This is a genomic window from Actinomadura rubteroloni, from assembly GCF_002911665.1.
GTDB lineage: Bacteria > Actinomycetota > Actinomycetes > Streptosporangiales > Streptosporangiaceae > Spirillospora > Spirillospora rubteroloni.
In genome coordinates this window covers 242362-257692 of record NZ_MTBP01000003.1, presented here as the reverse complement: position 1 = coordinate 257692, position 15331 = coordinate 242362, and the positions used below count along the sequence as shown (strand labels likewise).

Annotated in this window: 13 protein-coding genes; 8 read left to right on the top strand and 5 right to left on the bottom strand. The window is 72.0% G+C overall.

The window, feature by feature from the left end; all coding sequences use genetic code 11:
* Window positions 1–58: 58 nt before the first annotated feature.
* Both BTM25_RS22465 and BTM25_RS22460 read left to right on the top strand, forming a co-directional pair.
* Window positions 59–2347, top strand: a complete 2289-nt coding sequence (locus BTM25_RS22465; RefSeq protein WP_103564974.1) for an ATP-binding protein — start codon at window positions 59–61, stop codon at window positions 2345–2347.
* 9 nt (window positions 2348–2356) lie between these two features.
* Window positions 2357–2983 carry a DUF1707 SHOCT-like domain-containing protein gene (locus BTM25_RS22460; protein WP_103564973.1) on the top strand — a complete coding sequence of 209 codons (627 nt, stop codon included), beginning with the start codon at window positions 2357–2359 and terminating at the stop codon, window positions 2981–2983.
* On the opposite strand, the gene BTM25_RS22455 is transcribed toward BTM25_RS22460, so the two are convergent.
* Together BTM25_RS22455 and BTM25_RS22450 are read right to left on the bottom strand one after the other, a co-directional pair.
* Window positions 2963–4369 carry an amidase gene (locus BTM25_RS22455; RefSeq protein ID WP_103564972.1) on the bottom strand — a complete coding sequence of 469 codons (1407 nt, stop codon included), beginning with the start codon at window positions 4367–4369 and terminating at the stop codon, window positions 2963–2965. The genes BTM25_RS22460 and BTM25_RS22455 overlap by 21 nt on opposite strands.
* Entirely contained in the window at window positions 4366–5343 is a 978-nt protein-coding gene (locus tag BTM25_RS22450; protein ID WP_103564971.1) for a D-2-hydroxyacid dehydrogenase, read from the bottom strand. Before BTM25_RS22450 ends, BTM25_RS22455 begins: the two co-directional genes overlap by 4 nt.
* Before the next feature lie 237 nt (window positions 5344–5580).
* On the opposite strand from BTM25_RS22450, the gene BTM25_RS22445 reads away from it, so the two are divergent.
* The 6 genes from BTM25_RS22445 to BTM25_RS22420 all read left to right on the top strand — a co-directional run bounded on the left by BTM25_RS22445 (window position 5581) and on the right by BTM25_RS22420 (window position 10763).
* Window positions 5581–6063, top strand: coding sequence for a DUF3830 family protein (locus BTM25_RS22445; protein ID WP_205648247.1), 483 nt, complete (start codon window positions 5581–5583; stop codon window positions 6061–6063).
* Between the two features lie 6 nt (window positions 6064–6069).
* Window positions 6070–6831, top strand: a complete 762-nt coding sequence (locus BTM25_RS22440) for a maleate cis-trans isomerase family protein (protein ID WP_103564969.1) — start codon at window positions 6070–6072, stop codon at window positions 6829–6831.
* A 2-nt stretch (window positions 6832–6833) separates the two neighbouring features.
* Entirely contained in the window at window positions 6834–7550 is a 717-nt protein-coding gene (locus BTM25_RS22435; RefSeq protein ID WP_103564968.1) for a maleate cis-trans isomerase family protein, read from the top strand.
* Window positions 7551–7567: 17 nt separating this feature from the next.
* Window positions 7568–8257, top strand: a complete 690-nt coding sequence (locus BTM25_RS22430; RefSeq protein WP_103564967.1) for a GntR family transcriptional regulator — start codon at window positions 7568–7570, stop codon at window positions 8255–8257.
* Between the two features lie 45 nt (window positions 8258–8302).
* Window positions 8303–9553: an aspartate aminotransferase family protein gene (locus tag BTM25_RS22425; protein ID WP_103564966.1), complete on the top strand. Its 1251-nt coding sequence runs from the start codon at window positions 8303–8305 to the stop codon at window positions 9551–9553.
* Window positions 9554–9623: 70 nt separating this feature from the next.
* Window positions 9624–10763: an acyl-CoA dehydrogenase family protein gene (locus tag BTM25_RS22420; RefSeq protein WP_235828570.1), complete on the top strand. Its 1140-nt coding sequence runs from the start codon at window positions 9624–9626 to the stop codon at window positions 10761–10763.
* Between the two features lie 453 nt (window positions 10764–11216).
* Here BTM25_RS22420 and BTM25_RS22415 read toward each other — a convergent pair whose 3' ends face one another.
* The 3 genes from BTM25_RS22415 to BTM25_RS22405 all read right to left on the bottom strand — a co-directional run bounded on the left by BTM25_RS22415 (window position 11217) and on the right by BTM25_RS22405 (window position 15085).
* Window positions 11217–11627 (bottom strand): hypothetical protein, encoded by a 411-nt coding sequence (locus BTM25_RS22415; RefSeq protein WP_103564964.1) that lies wholly within the window; start codon window positions 11625–11627, stop codon window positions 11217–11219.
* 383 nt (window positions 11628–12010) lie between these two features.
* Entirely contained in the window at window positions 12011–13417 is a 1407-nt protein-coding gene (locus BTM25_RS22410) for a hypothetical protein (RefSeq protein ID WP_205648223.1), read from the bottom strand.
* A 150-nt stretch (window positions 13418–13567) separates the two neighbouring features.
* Window positions 13568–15085, bottom strand: a complete 1518-nt coding sequence (locus BTM25_RS22405; protein WP_205648222.1) for an ABC1 kinase family protein — start codon at window positions 15083–15085, stop codon at window positions 13568–13570.
* Window positions 15086–15331: the final 246 nt, after the last annotated feature.

Here is a 15331-nt window from a genome sequence, read left to right as displayed (position 1 = left end):
CGTGACGTCCGGGTACGATGGGTGACGACCGGCTCACCCCCGGAGCCCTTCACCCGAGGTGATCGTCACGGTGCTGGCGGAGATGTCGCGGGCCGGGAATCTGCCCGCCGAGATGACGCGGTTCATCGGGCGGCAGCGTGAGCTCGGCGAGGCCCGCCAGGTGCTGGCCCGGTCCCGGCTCGTCACGCTGACCGGCGTCGGCGGCGTCGGCAAGACGCGGCTGGCGGTGCGGGTCGCCGCCGACCTGCGCCGGTCGTTCCCCGACGGGGCGTGGCTGGTGGAGCTGTCGGCGCTGCGCGAGCCCGCGCTGCTCGCCCGGACGGTCGCCGACGCGCTGCGGCTGCCCGGCCAGGCGTCCGGCGACCAGACCGACCGGCTCGCCGACCATCTGTCCGACAAGCACCTGCTGCTCGTCCTGGACACCTGCGAGCACCTGGTGGACGGCTGCGCGACGCTCACCGAGGTGCTGCTGCGCGCCGCGCCCCGGCTGCGGATCCTCGCGACCAGCCGCGAGCCGCTGGACGTCATGGGCGAGCACACGCTCGTCATCCCGCCGCTGCCGGTCGCCGACCAGGACAGCGCGACCGGCGACGACGCGGTGACGCTGTTCGCCGACCGCGCCGAGGCGATGGTCCCGGGGTTCGCGCTGACGCGGGACAACCACGCGACGGTCGCCCGGCTGTGCCGCCACCTGGACGGCATCCCGCTCGCGATCGAACTGGCCGCCGTCCGGCTGCGGAGCATGTCGGTGGAACAGCTCGTGGACCGCATCGACGACCGGTTCCGGCTGCTCGGCACCCCGCGCGCGGCGGGCGGACGGCACCGGACGCTCCGCGCGACGATCGAGTGGAGCCACGACCTGTGCACCGCGCAGGAGCGGCTGCTGTGGGCGCGGCTGTCGGTGTTCCCCGGCGACTTCGACCTGGCCGCCGCCGAGCGCGTCGGGGCGGGCGGCGCGCTGGCCGCCGACGCCCTGCTGGACGTCCTCGCCCGGCTGGTGGAGAAGTCGATCGTGCTGTGCGAGCGCGACGGCCGCCGCTACCGGATGCTGGACACGCTGCGCGAGTACGGCGCGGAGCGGCTGACCGAGCTGGGCGAGCGCCCGGACGTCCTGCGCCGCCACCGCGACCACTACCTCGCGCTGGCCGAGGAGGCGCGGCGGGACGCGCTCGGCGCCGGGCAGCTCCCCGCGCTGATCCGGCTGCGGGAGGAGAACGCGAACCTGCGGGTCGCGCTGGAGCACTCGCTGTCCACGCCGGGCGACGAGGAGACGGCGCTGCACCTGGCGGCCGTCCTGCAGCACTACTGGCTGTGCCTCGGGAAGTTCGGCGAGGCGCTGAGCTGGCAGGACCGGGTGCTCACCGCGACCGAGGCGCTGCCGCCCGCCCACCGCGAGCGGGCGTGGGTGGCGTTCGGGACGGGCCTGGTCGCCGTCCAGCGCGGCGAGGCCGAGCGCGGCCGGGCGCTGTTCGAGCGCGCCGACGCCGCCGACGACCCGGTGCTGCGCGCCCACATCCTGCACGGGACGGGCCTGGTCGCGCTGTTCGAGGGCGAGCTGGAGGGCGCCCGGACCCGCATCGCGCAGGCGCGCGAGGAGTTCGCGCGGCTCGGCCACGAGGAACCGGCCGCGCTGCTGGCCGGGCCGCACCTGTCGTCGGTGCTGGCGCTGGAGAGCGACTGGGACGCGGCGCTCGCGGTCGCCGAGGAGAGCGTCCGGGCGGGCGAGGCCAGCGGCGAGGTCTGGAACCGGTCGTTCGCGCTGTACGCGCGGGCGGCGGCGCGCTGGTGGACGGGCCGCAAGGACGAGGCCGTGGACGACCTCATGGCCTGCCTCCAGATCAAGGAGGACCTCGGCGACCAGCTCGGCATCACGCTCGCCCTCGACCTGCTGACCCCCGCCACGCTGGTGCGGGGCCGCTACGAGGAGGCGGCGATGCTGCTCGGCGCGACCGAGCGCATGTGGCGCGAGCTGGGCGCGCAGCTCCAGTACGGCCCGCACTACATGGAGCGGCGGGCGCTGTCGGAGAAGGCCCTCCAGCGCCGTCTGCCCGCCGACCGGTTCCAGTCCGCCAAGCGGCGCGGCGGCGAGCTGACGATCACCGAGGCGATCGCGCTGGCGCGCGGCGAGCCGGTGGCCGCGCCCGGCCCGGCGCCCGCACGTGAGACGCTCACCACACGGGAGCGCGAAGTGGCGGCGCTGGTGGCGGAAGGGCTCACCAACCGACAGATCGCGGACCGGCTCGTCCTCGCCAAGCGCACCGTGGACTCACATGTCGAGCACATCCTCACCAAGCTCGGATTCACGGCCCGGACGGAGATCGCGGCCTGGACACCGCCGCCCGATTAAGCTCCGTTCATGACGAATATCCCGCAACGTGAGCCTGACGTCCGGGCCTCGGACGCCGACCGCGAGCGCTTCGCGCACGTCCTCCGCCAGGCCGCCGGAGACGGCCGCCTGACGCTCGCGGAGACCGAGGAACGGCTCGGCTGGGTGTTCGCGTCGCGGACGCTCGGCCAACTGGAACAGCTCGTCGCCGACCTGACGGCGGACGTGTACGCGGGGTCGACCGCCGCGGCGAGCGGGCTGCCGTCGTGGAGTTCGGCGTACGCGGTGATGAGCGGGTGCAAGCGGCGCGGGCCGTGGTCGGCGCCCAAGCGGTTCACGGCGTTCTCGTTCTGGGGGTCGAGCAGCATCGACCTGCGCGAGGCCGTGTTCCCCGCGGGCGAGACCAAGATCACCGCGTTCGCGTTCATGGGCGGCGTGGAGATCATCGTGCCGCCCGACCTCAACGTGCAGGTCGAGGGCGTCGGGATGATGGGCGGGTTCGGGCAGGGGGCGTCCGGGCCGGGCGCCGCCGGGTCGCCGCTCGTGATCGTCAGCGGCCTGGCGATGTGGGGCAGCGTGTCGGTGAAGCGGCGCGAGCGGCGGGCCGACCGGCAGGCGCGGCGGGCCGAGCGGCGCTCACGGCGGTCCCGCCGCTGACGGCGGACGGCGGCCGGCCCACGGGCGGGCCGCCTCGAACGCGCGGCACGCGGCGAGGACGCGGGCGTCGGCGTGCCGGGGGCCGACGATCTGGAGCCCGGCCGGGAGCCCGGCGGCGGTGAACCCGCACGGGACGCTCGCGGCGGGCTGCTGCGTCATGTTGAACGGGTAGGTGAAGGGCGTCCAGGACGTCCAGCGCTCCCCCGGCCGCCCGTCCGGCGTCTCCCGGCCCGCCGGGAACGCGGCGATCGGCAGCGTCGGGGTGAGCAGCAGGTCGTAGCGCTCGTGGAACTCGCCCATGCGGCGGCCGAGGTCCATGCGGACGGCGGTGGCGTCCAGGTACGCGGCGGCGGTGACGGCGGCGCCCTGCTCGCAGATTTCGCGCAGGCCGGGGTCCAGGCCGGCCCGCCGCTCGGGGTCCAGGGGCTCGACGACCTTGGCGGCCCCGGCGGACCACAGCGTCCAGAACGCGGCGACGGGGTCGGCGAACCCCGGGTCGGCGCGCTCCACCGTCGCGCCGAGCGCGGCGAACGTCTCGGCGGCGGACGCGACGAGCGCGGCCACCTCCGGATCGACGCGGGCGTGGCCGAGGTCGGGGCTGAACGCGACGCGCAGGCCCGTCACGTCCGGGACGGTCGCGGCGAACGGCCCGGCCGGCGGCGGCAGCGCGGCCCAGTCGCGCGGGTCGGGCGCGGTGATGACGTCGAGCAGCAGGACGGCGTCCTGGACCGTCCGGGTCATCGGGCCGGCGTGCGCGAGCGTCCCGAACGGGCTCGCCGGGTAGTGCGGCACCCGCCCGTACGTCGGCTTCAGCGTGAACGTGCCGGTGAACGCGGCCGGGATGCGCACCGATCCGCCGCCGTCGGTGCCGAGGGCGAGCGGCGCCAGGCCCGCCGCGACGGCCGCCGCCGCGCCGCCGCTGGACCCGCCCGGCGTCAGCGCCGGGTCCCACGGGTTGCGGGTGACGCCGGTCAGCGGGCCGTCGGTGACGCCCTTCCACGCGAACTCCGGCGTCGTGGTCTTCCCCACGGCCACGGCGCCCGCCTCCCGCAGGCGGGCCACGGCGGGCGCGTCCTCGCGCCACGGCCCGGCGGGGTCGACCGCGCGGCTGCCCCGCAGCGTGGGCCGTCCGGCGGTGAGGAACACGTCCTTGATCGAGACCGGGACGCCGTCCAGGGGCAGCGGCCGGCCGCGCGCCCACCGGTCCGCCGAGGCGCGGGCGGCGGTCAGCGCCTCGTCGGCGGTGACCAGGCAGAACGCGTTGAGCACCGGGTTCTCGCGCTCGATCCGGTGCAGGACGGCCGCGACCGCCTCGACCGGCGACAGCGTCCGGGCGCGGTAGGCGGCGAGGAGTTCGGCGGCGGACAGGTCGGCCGGGTCGGTCATGGCGCTCCCTCGCGGACGTGCTCGCGGACGTAGCCGAGCCGCTGGTCCACGACGTTGCGCAGCGGGCGGCCGGTCAGGCGGCGGTCGAGGTTGTCGGCGAACAGCGCGACGAGTTCGTCCCGCCAGCCCGCCGCGTCGCCGGACATGTGCGGCGAGACGATCACGTTCGGCAGCGTCCACAGCGGCGAGTCCGGCGCGAGCGGCTCGGCGGCGAACACGTCCAGCGCGGCACCGGCGATCGTGCCCGCGCGCAGCGCCGCGACCAGGGCGTCCTCCACGACGAGCGCGCCCCGGCCGACGTTGACCAGCCGCGCGGACGGCCGCATCCGGGCGAGCGCGGCGGCGTCGATCATGCCGCGAGTGGCGGGGGTGAGCGGCGCGGCGAGCACGAGGTAGTCGGCGGCGGCGAGGCCGTCGTGCAGCGCCGCCGGGGCCAGGACGGTCCCGAAGTCGGGGTCGCCGGTGCGCGCCGCGCGGCCCGCGCCGGTGACGTCCAGGCCCGCCGCGCGCAGCAGCCGGGCGACGGCGCGGCCGATCGGGCCGGTGCCGACGACGAGCGCGGACCGTCCGGCGATCCGCTCGGTCTCGCGGTGCCGCCAGACGCGCGCGTCCTGGTGGCGGAGCGTGCCGGGCAGGTCTTTCGCGAACGCCAGGACGAGCCCGAGCACGTACTCGGCGATCGGCCCGTCGAACACGCCCCGCGAGTTGGTGACGACGGCGCGGTCGGCGAGCGCGGGGAACAGGAGCCGGTCGACCCCGGCGCTCGCGATGTGGACCCAGCCGGGGCCGCCGGTCGCGGGCCAGGCCGCCGGGACGGCGTCGGACAGGAAGTCCCAGACGAACAGCACGTCGGCGTCCGGGAGTGCCGCGGCGAGGCCCGCCGCGTCCACGTAGCGCAGGTCGGCACGGTGTCCGAGCGCGTCTAGGCCGGGCGGCCGGTCGCCTGCGCACAGGACCGTCACGCGCATCGGCATTCCCCCTTCCTCCGCGGGCCGGCGAGTGTTGACGCGCCTTTAACACGGGGGCATTGACACGCTAGGAACGGCTCGTAGGATTGTCAACAATCGAACGCGATCAGGCTGCAAGACCGTTCCGCCACCGGCCCCGCCCGGTGCGGGCAGGCGGATCCCAAGGCGCTGAGCGTCCCGTCGGGTGCGACGCCCGTCGCCGCCCCGCCCTCGTTCCCGGGGAGGTCCGGCTTGCCGAGGTTCATCACCATCACGTTGGAGCGCCGGGGCGTGTCCTGCACCGCCGAGCTGCTCGACAAGGACGCGCCGCGCACCTGCGCGGCCGTATGGGACGCGCTCCCCCAGGGCGGCGACGTCTACCACGCCAAGTACGCGCGCAACGAGGTCTACACGATGGTGGAGCGGTTCGCTCCGCGGGAGGTCGGGCTGGAGAACCCGACCGTCACGCCCATCCCGGGCGACGTCGTCTACTTCTCCTTCGCCGGAGGCATGCTCGACCGCGCCTTCAAAGAGGAGAAGAGCATCGACCACCTGCCCGGCGTCATCGACCTCGCGCTGTTCTACGGCCGCAACAACCTGCTGCTCAACGGCGACGTCGGCTGGGTGCCCGGCAACGTGTACGCGACCGTCGTGGACGGCCTGGCGCGCATGGCCGAGGCGTGCAACGACGTGTGGCGCTCGGGCGCCGTCGGCGAACGGCTCGTCTACCGCCGGCACGAGAGCTGACCGGCGATGGCGTTCGACCCGGCCGCGGTGGTCCGGCCCGCCCTCCTCGCCCAGCACGGCGTCGGCGTCGTCGCGCCGTTCGACTTCGCGCTCGATCGCGAGCTGTGGCGCTGGACGCCCGACGACGTGTCGCTGTTCCTCACCCGGCTCCCCTACGTCCCGGTCCCGGTGACGGTCGAGATGGCCGCTGCGCTGTCGGACCACGCGGTCGTCGGCCGCGCCACCCGCGACGTCCTCGCCCCCGAACCGCTCGGCGTGGTGTTCGCGTGCGCGTCCGGCAGCTTCGTGCACGGCGCGGCCGGTGAACGCGCGCTGGTCGGGGCGATGGAGGACGCGGGCGCGCCCGCCGCCACCACGACGTCCGGCGCGCTCGTGGACGCGCTCGCGCTGCTCGGCGTGCGGCGGCTCGCCGTCGTGACGCCCTACATCGACGCGGTGACGCAACGGCTGCTGACGTTCCTCGCCGAGCACGGCGTGGGAGTCGTCGCGTCGGTGGGGCTCGGTCTGCTCAGCCATATATGGAAGGTCGGTTATGAGGAGGTCGTACGAGCCGTGAGCGCGGTGGACCGTCCGGACGCCGACGCGGTGTTCATCTCCTGCACGAACGTCCCGACCTACGACATCATCGCCCCGCTGGAACGGATGATCGGAAAACCGGTGCTCACCGCCAACCAGGTGACCATGTGCATGGCGCTGCGCCGGATGGGGTGGCGCGCGGCGGGCGAGGACCAGCGGCTCGTCCGGCATCCCGACGCGACGGCGGCCTGACGATGGGACGGAGCATCGGCTTCCTCTACCCCGGGTTCAGCGCCGAGGACGACTACCCCGTGCTGGAAGGGCTGCTCGGCGACGTCGCGCTGCGGGTCGTCCACACCGAGATGCGCGAGGACGCCCACCGCGTCGACGCCCTGCTGGACATCGGCGGCGACGGCGTCCTCGCAGCGGGCGCCCGCGCGCTGCGCGGCCTCGGCGTGGACGCGGCGGTGTGGGCCTGCACGAGCGGGAGCTTCGTGTTCGGCTGGGACGGCGCCGCCGCGCAGGCCGCCGGGGTCGGCCGGACGGCGGGCGTCCCGGCGTCCAGCACGTCGTTCGCGTTCGTCCACGCCGCGCGGCGGCTCGGGCTGCGGCGCGTCGCGGTCGCGGCGACCTATCCCGCCGACGTCGCCGGACATTTCCGGGCGTTCCTGGAGCACGCGGGGCTGGAGGTCGTCGCGCTGGCGAGCCGGGGCATCGTCACGGCCGCCGAGGTCGGCGCGCTCGGCCGCGACGACGTGCTGGACTTCGTCGCGGCGCACGACCGCCCGGACGCCGACGCGGTGCTCGTCCCCGACACCGCGCTGCACACCGCGGCCTGGCTGGACGACCTGGAGGCCCGCGTCGGCAAGCCCGTCCTGACCGCGAACCAGGTGAGCGTGTGGGAGGGTCTGCGACTGACCGGCGGCGACCGGCCCCGCACCGGGCTCGGCCGCCTTTTCTCCGCCGGGTGACGACCGAAGGGACTCCGATGCGCCGACCGGGCGAGCTGGAACCGGTTCCCCGCCGATCGACGGTCGAGATCGTCGCGGCCGAGCTGCGTTCGGCGATCATGTACGGGGCGCTGCCGCCCGGCTCCCAGCTCGGCGAGGCCGAACTGGCGACCCGGCTCGGGATCAGCCGGGGGCCGCTGCGCGAGGCGATGCAGCGGCTCGTCCAGGAGGGCCTGCTGCACAGCGAGCCGCACCGCGGGCTGTTCGTGATCACGCTGGACCACGCGGACGTCGAGGACGTCTACCTGTCCCGGCTCGCGATCGAGCGCGCCGCGTGCGCGCTCGTCATGGCGCGCAACCGGGGCGAGGCGGTCGCGCGGCTGACCGAGGCGCTGGACGCCCTCGTCGCGGCGGCGCGCGACCGCGACCGGGTCGCGATGAGCGACGCCGACCAGGCGTTCCACGCGGTGCTGGTGAGCGCGTCGGGCAGCCCCCGGCTGGAGCGGATGGCGCAGACGCTGCTGGTCGAGACGCGGATGTGCCTGAACGAGCTGCAGGACACCTATCCCGAGCCGGACGAGCTGGTCCACGAGCACCGCCGGATCGTGGACGCCATCGCCGACGGCGCCGAGGAACGGCTGCTGCGGCTGATCGAGGAGCACATGACCGGGTCGATCGAGCGGCTGCGTCCGTCCGCCCGGCCCCTGGACAGCGACCCGGCTTCGTGATGCCATGAGCACCGTAGATTGTCGACAATTCCGGGGAGAGGGTCGATGGCGAAGCTGTCACCGGTGCTCAAGCAGGCGACGCCCGTGCTGGCCGAGCGCGGCGAGGGCGTCCATCTCTACGACGCCGACGGGCGGCGCTATCTGGACTTCACGGCGGGCATCGGCGTCACGAGCACCGGGCACTGCCATCCCCGGGTGGTCGCGGCGGCGCGCGAGCAGACCGGGACGCTGATCCACGGGCAGTACACGACCGTCCTGCACCCGGGCCTGCTGAGGCTCACCGAACGGCTCGGCGACGTCCTGCCCGCCGGGCTGGACTCGGTGTTCTACCTCAACAGCGGCAGCGAGGCCGTCGAGGCGGCGGTGCGGCTCGCGCGGCACGCGACCGGACGGCAGAACATCGTCGCGTTCCAGGGCTCGTTCCACGGCCGCACGATGGGCGCCGCCGCGCTGACCACGGCGGGCACCAAGTTCCGCGCGGGCATCGGGCCGCTGATGCCGGGCGTCGCGGTCGCGCCGTTCCCGCAGGCGTACCGGTACGGGTGGGACGAGGCGGAGGCCGTCCGGTTCGCGCTGCGCGAGCTGGACCACCTGTTCGCGACGGCGTGCGCGCCCGCCGACACCGCCGCGTTCATCGTGGAGCCGGTGCTCGGCGAGGGCGGCTACATCCCCGCCCCGCCCGCGTTCCTGGCGGGGCTGCGCGAGCGCGCGGACCGGCACGGCGCGCTGCTCGTCGTGGACGAGGTGCAGACCGGCATCGGCCGCACGGGACGGTTCTGGGGGCACGACCACGCCGATGTCCGGCCGGACGTCCTCATCACCGCCAAGGGCCTGGCCAGCGGGTTCCCGCTGTCGGCCATCGCGGCGCCCGCCGCGCTGATGGAACGGGCCTGGCCCGGCTCGCAGGGCGGCACGTACGGCGGCAACGCGGTGGCGTGCGCCGCCGCGCTCGCGACGCTGGACGTCGTCCGCGACGAGGACCTGGTCGGGAACGCGGCCGTCCAGGGCGACCGGCTGCACGCCGGGCTGCGCGCGATCGCCGCCGGCCACCCGGTGATCGGGGACGTGCGGGGGCTCGGGCTGATGCAGGCGTGCGAGTTCACGGCGCCGTCCGGCGAACCGGACGGGGCGACGGCGGCGCGGGCGCAGGCCGCCGCCGCCGAGCGCGGGCTGCTGCTGCTGACGTGCGGCGGGTACGGGAACGTCGTCCGGATGATCCCGCCGCTGGTCGTGACGGGAGAGCAGGTGGACGAAGGTCTCGCGCTGTTCGCCAAGGCGGTCGCGGACGCGGGGTGAGCCCGGGGGTGACCGGGCGGCCATGTCTTTGTTAGATTCCGAATCTCATTCTACTGAGTCGGAGGCCGCCGTGAGCCCCTGGAACACCCCCGAACGCCGTGCCCTGCGCGACCTCGTCCGCGACTTCACGACGCGCGAGATCGTCCCCCACCTGGACGAGTGGGAGCGCGCCGGCGCGCTCCCCCGCGACCTGCACCGGCGCGCGGCGGCGGCCGGGCTGCTCGGCGCGGGCTTCCCCGAGGACGCGGGCGGCCAGGGCGGCGACCCGATCGACGCGCTGCTCGTCGCCGAGGAGATCATCCAGTCGGGCGGGTCCGGGGGCGTCGTGGCGTCGCTGTTCACGCACGGGATCGCGCTGCCGCACCTGATCGCGTCCGGGGACACGGCGCTCATCGACCGGTTCGCCCGTCCCGTCCTGGCCGGGGAGATGATCGGGTCGCTCGGGATCACCGAGCCGGACGCCGGGTCGGACGTCGCCGGGCTGCGCACCACGGCCGTCCGCGACGGCGACGCCTACGTGGTCAACGGCGCGAAGATCTTCATCACGTCCGGGGTGCGGGCCGACTTCGTGACGACGGCCGTCCGCACCGGCGGCCCCGGCTACGGCGGCGTGTCCCTGCTCGTCATCGAGAAGGGCACGCCCGGGTTCACGGTGTCGCGGGCGCTGGACAAGATGGGCTGGCTCTGCTCGGACACGGCCGAGCTGTCCTTCTCCGACGTCCGGGTGCCGGTCGCCAACCTGGTCGGCGCGGAGAACACCGGCTTCCTCCAGATCGTGCAGAACTTCGTCGCCGAGCGGCTCTCCCTCGCCGTCCAGGCGTACGCGACGGCGCAACGCTGCCTGGACCTGACGCTCGCCTACGTCCGCTCCCGCGAAACGTTCGGCCGCCCGCTGTCCTCGCGGCAGCTCGTCCGCCACAAGATCGCCGAGATGGCCCGCCAGGTGGACGTCGCCCGCGTCTACACCCGCACCGTCGCCGAACGCTACATCGCCGGCGAGGACGTCCTCACCGAGACCGCCTACGCCAAGAACACCGCCGTCCACGTGTGCGAACAGGTCGTCCACGAGGCCGTCCAGCTCCACGGCGGCATGGGCTACATGCGCGAGTCCGAGGTCGAACGCCACTACCGCGACGCCCGCATCCTCGGGATCGGCGGCGGCACCACCGAGATCATGAACGAGATCATCGCCAAACAACTCGGCCTCTAGCCCTGACCTGCGACTTCATCATCTTCGTGCTACCTACGACGAACACGTTGTTAGTCAGAATGTTAGTGATCAAGTTCCACAGCACTGAACGTGTCGCACAGTGGCTCGATATGGAGTCGAGTGGGTCAGCGACATGACCGGGTCGTACCTACAACTTTTTGGGAAATAAATCGGGAACGGGGCGAACCTAAAGGATGACAGGTTTCGGCCGATGCAGCGGCAGTGCTTACATTCTGCGGCGAACGCCGCTCGAACGTCGATTCCTACTTCCAGAAGAATTCGCCGCCACGCTGCGCAACGCCGTCAAACACGGGGAACTGATCGCGGAACGGTAGTCCGAACCACCAGGGCCGCTCGGCGCCCGACCTCGATAGTAGTGCGCCTGGAACTGCGAAGTGACTCCAGGCGACCGTCGTCCTGCATACCGTGTGCGCCGGGACGCGGCATTCTCCCCTATTCACCCGGTCCGGCAGCCTGCTGGTCTTTCAGTCCGCGGATCTCCTGAGTGAGTGACTCGATGGCCTCCAGCAGCCGGGTGTTTTCTTCAGAGTCCCGCCGTCCTTCTAGATCGGCGGACACTTCGCTTTCCCGCGACGCGCGGCTGTATTGATCGCGGCCACCCTGGCCGTACCGGGCAAGCTTGCGCCGCACTTCCCCCAGAAGATCCTCCACTTCACGCAGCCCCCCTTCCCGTGTTCTCTCATACGTTCGTGCGGACGCTTTGTCGTCGCGATAACCGACTGCGGTACGCGCGGTGCCGACCAGGTCACGCTCGATGTCCCACAGGCGGTCTATCGCGTCGTCGAACAGGCCTCTGACATCATCGAAGATGTTGCGGCGCCCACTTCTGTCGTACTGTCGCATTACCTCTCCTTGTCGCTGATGGGTTTCACCATCCGAAGATGGCCGGTCATTCGACCGGCTTCCTGTACTCGACAGCGCGCCAGGACCCGAGCCACACCCCCTCCGGCAGTGGCGGCCGGGGCTCGACGCACTATGTCAATGGTGCCCGTTGTTCGTCTCGGGCGGACACCCGGCAAGGCCCGTAAGTGTTGAAATCGGGCGGTCCGTTGCAAAGGATCTCTGTCAGAGCTGGCCAGACCTGCGATGATTTCAACGGTCGCTGAGGCGTCCTCTTTCATCATGTGAGACTGTCCGCGGTCTCGTGGCTCTGGTTTCCGGCGTGGCGCTTCCCAGGCCCAGAACGTGGACGGTCATAGCGCCCGGAAGCCGGGCGTCCAGGCTAGTCAGGGAGAGGTCATGGCGGCGGCGCGCCTCAGCAGGGGGCGAGCGGCAATGGCGTTGGCGTGCGGGCGCAGCCGGGACCGCATCGTGGCCATGGCGGTGGACACGCGCCCGCAGGCCAGACCGGGAAGGCCGTCCAGGAACTGGTGCCACGTCGCGACGGCCTGCTCCAGATGGCCGTGGGCGAGTTGAAGTTCGGCAAGGCGGGCAAGCAGGACCGTTCGGGATCGGCGTTCGTGCGGCGGGCGATGACGTATGGAGTCGCGCAGCGCGTCGATCGCGCCACTGTCTCCCAGCAGGGCACGTACCGCGGCTTGTTGATGGAACAGTGCGGCAGGATGGTAGCCGCCGATAATGGCGTCGGCCCCAGGCGGTGAGCCGATGTGCTGAGAAGTGGCTCTGTCCAGGTGACGTTCGGCGGCGGTCAAGTGGGTCAAAGCCCGAGTGCGGTCACCGTGCGCGGCATGGGCGACTGCCAGTTGCCCGTAGAGGAAGGCCCGGCGAACTGGAGAGTGTTTCGTGGTGGTGGCGACGGCGGATTCGGCGAGCTGCAGCGCCTGGGTGTGGTGGCCTAATGAGCGCGCCTGCACCGACATTCCACGCAGTGTGATCGCGTAGGCGGTCGGGTCGGCGTTGTAGGCCGCCAGCCGCAACGCGGCCAGGTAGTAACGCTCGGCCAGCCCGTGCTCCTGATCGTCGAAACACATGAACCCGCATAAGTACGCCAACTGGGTTGCAGCGGTCAGCAAGGAGCTTCGTAGACCTGGAGACGCCACGCCATGCAACCGCGGCGCAAGACAGGACGACAGGTAGCAGGCGAGTGTCCGTCGGACCACGCCTCCGCCGAACACATCGTCAGCGGCGGCGAACACCCGCGCCATCTCGCGTGCGCCGTACACATCAGCCGACCCCACGGTGATCCGGCCTGGTCCGTGCGGAACGGGCTGGAGTACCGAGGCCACGGCCTGCTCGAACTCTGGCACCGCCAGCGCGTCCAGGCGGTAGGGGCCCACGCCTCCGACCGCCACGCCGTCGATGCCGGCCCCCTGGCCGCCGACGGGACGTCCCGGCGGGGTGGGTCCGGAGGCCGTTTGCGCGGTGGTCAACACCCTCAGTTCTGTCAGCAGGTCGGCGAAGCTATGAGCGACTGCGCCTCCCGATGGATGGCCGCGGTCCGCGGAGGGCTCGGCCGGGTCGGCCAAACCACAGTCGGCCCGAGTCAGCGGGCGGCCCAGACGGCGCGCCAACGCTTCGACGAGCAGATCGGGGGTCGGCGGCCGTGGCCGGGTGCCCGCGAGCCAGTGCGCAACCGAAGTGCGATCGAAATGGGTCGCCACGCCGTTCTCCGAGCCGACCTCGTTGATGGCGTTGGCCAGTTGCTGCCCCGTCCATCGGGCCTCGGTCAGCACACGGCGCAAGCGCAGGTTCGGTGCACGACTGCGCGGATTACGGCTATTCATCGTCGCCTCCGATACCGGATGACGGGCTCCGGCGGGTCTGGCATATCCCGCGCCTTTCCCCCGAGCCCCATCCTGCGCATCGTCGCCCGCTGGTAGTGGTCAGCGTTCGGCAGCGCGCTTTAGCTGGCGGGCGTTGGCCCATAGCGCGGCGACGGCGGCCACGGACATGATCTGGGTGGCGCGTTGCGAGCCGGTACCGCCCAACGGGGTCGTGTTCACGTGCACGCCCAGGTTGTGGCTGGCCAGGTCACGCACGATGGTCCTGGCCTCGTCCATGACCGGCGTGCAGAGCATGGTGTCCACAATGGACTGAGACAGATTGGCGAAAGAGAATGACTCTTTGATCAGTTCGGCCATGATGGTGCCCATCTGATCGCTGAAGACATCCAACATGGTCAGCTCAGGGGCCAGATAGCGGACCGAGCCTTCGATATTCGCGAAGGACTTGGCCAGCACGGGCAACATCGGGCTGGTGGCGATGCCGTGTTTGGTGGCCTGCGACAGCACGCTGGTGAGCGTGACCCCGAAGTTGAGTTCGGCCAGGGAGGCGTTGCGGACGCGGGGAATGAGGTCGGCCAGGTCGCCGGCGAAGGCGCGGGGATTGGCCCAGTCGGTGCAGCGGCCCATCTCTTGCCAGCCGCGGGCGGCGGCGGGGGCGTCGTTGCAGACCACGCCCATGATGGTCTGCAGCAGCGCAAGGCTCAGGTGGCGGTCGAAGTGGCCGACCATGCCCCAGTCGATGATGGTGGCGGGCCCGCCTGGATGAACGAAGATGTTGCCGGGGTGAGGGTCGCCGTGAAAGGTCCGGTCGACGAAGTAGCCCCGCATCGCCCACGCCAGCAGATCCCTGCCGATGGCCAGCCGATCCTCCGCGGTGAAGTCGCCGTGTTTGACGTCCCGGATGGACTGGCCGGGTGCCAGGGACTGCACCAGCAACCGGGGGGTGGCGTGGATGACCTCGGGAACCTCCAGAGTGGGGAACCGGCGCGCCAGGGGGCGGGCGCGGTCCATGTTGGCGGCCTCCAGGGTGAAGTCCAGTTCGGGCTTCATGGCCTCGAACAGCATCCTCAGCATGGTGTCGAAATCCAGGACCTCGGCGTACTTGGGTGCCAGGCGGCTCGCGATCCGTACCGCCCGCCGCAGGATTTTCATGTCGGTGACGACCAGGTCCTGGATACCTGGTCGCTGCACCTTGATCACTGCCGGGGTGCGATCACGCAATGTGACACGGTAGACCTGGGCCAGTGACGCGGCGCCCAGCGGACGGCTGGTGTCGACATCGTGAAAACGGTGCCGCCAGCCTGACCCCAGTTCGGCGGCCAGGACCGGCTCGAACACCTCGAACGGTGTCGGGGAGACCTGATCGTGCAGTTTCCCCAGTTCCAGGCGGACTGGTTCGGGCACCAGATCAGGCCGGGTTGACAGCAGCTGCCCGACCTTCGTGTAGAACGGCCCCAGATCCTCGAACGCCTGCCTGATCGCCGCTGGTCGCCACTGCTCGCGCGGCTCGGTCTCAGCACCGGGTTCGCCGCGGGCATCACGTCGATGTCTGATTTCCTCGCGAGCCAGCTGCTTCAGCACACCCACCAGAAGGCCAAGACGGCCCTTAGTGTTCATGAGCGCTCCGGCCCGGCTTCAGGAACATGGAATGCACCATTTGGTAGCGGCAGCGCCCCCTTCGGGATCCGGGGACGCTCAAAGCTGGACAGCGCCACTGACCTGCCCGTGGCCGTCGACGAAGGCAGCATTTTCGACCTCCTGACCTGTCGACCTGTGTCAATCTCTCGAAAATGTGCCGGGCATCTCATCTTCGACGATGAGCATCCGTCGTCTGCAATCGGACTATTGCACACGATCGGAACC